The organism is Streptomyces hazeniae (assembly GCF_031845485.1).
GTDB lineage: Bacteria > Actinomycetota > Actinomycetes > Streptomycetales > Streptomycetaceae > Streptomyces > Streptomyces hazeniae.
Window position 1 is genome coordinate 1 of the sequence record NZ_JAVREQ010000129.1, and the last position, 478, is coordinate 478.

1 protein-coding gene is annotated in these 478 nt (G+C 70.7%); it reads right to left on the reverse strand.

Annotated features, from left to right (window positions below; all coding sequences use genetic code 11):
* The coding region (locus RM572_RS28940) for a transketolase-like TK C-terminal-containing protein (protein ID WP_394813730.1) at positions 1-478 on the reverse strand (478 nt) is incomplete at both ends.

The window sequence follows — 478 nt, forward strand, 5'->3', positions numbered from 1 at the left end:
GCGATGGCCACCGACGGGTCGATCTCCCCATCGCGGGCCAGCCCTTCGAGCACTGCCACCACGACCGACTCGGCGTCGGTGTTGAAGTAGCGCCGCGCAGCGGGCCGGGTGTCGGAGAATCCGAAGCCGTCGGTGCCCAGGGTGATGTAGGTACCCGGGACCCACGGCCGGATCTGCTCCGGCACCGCACGCATCCAGTCCGACACCGCCACCACCGGGCCCGCGGCATCGGCCAGCGCGGCGGTGACATGCGGTGTGCGGGCCTGCTGATCCGGATGACGCAACCGGTGCCGCTCGATCTCCACGCCTTCCCGGTTGAGCTCGCCCCAACTGGTCACCGACCACACGTCGGCGGCCACGTCCCACTCTTCGGCCAGCATGTCGGCGGCCCGCAACGCCTCGGGCATCGACACACCGGAGGCCAGGATCTGCGCGGTGTTCGTGCGCTTCTCGGGTGCCCGCCGGTAGCGGTACATGC